We start from the raw sequence: 243 nt of genomic DNA on the forward strand, positions 1-243 counted from the left end.
CCTGCTCACCCAGCGCAAGGTGAGCGGACAGGTAGTGCAGACCAAATCGCTGTCGGCCCTCCAGAACGAGTTCGACCTGCTGGGCCGGCTGCAACGTCCGGGCGAGACGCAAACGCTCAGCCAGACCGACGCCAGCGGCGGGGTCACCGCCTACCAGTACAACCACGCCGGCCGGCTGGTGGGCCAGACCAGCAGCTATGGCCAGCAGCTGGAATACACCTACTACGACAACGGCTACACCCG

Annotated in this window: 1 protein-coding gene; it reads left to right on the forward strand. The window is 65.8% G+C overall.

Translation table 11 applies throughout. The features are described from left to right. The coding region (locus tag PZA18_RS24885) for an RHS repeat domain-containing protein (protein ID WP_284103552.1) at positions 1-243 on the forward strand (243 nt) is incomplete at both ends.

The organism is Parachitinimonas caeni (assembly GCF_030129945.1).
Taxonomy (GTDB): domain Bacteria; phylum Pseudomonadota; class Gammaproteobacteria; order Burkholderiales; family Chitinimonadaceae; genus Parachitinimonas; species Parachitinimonas caeni.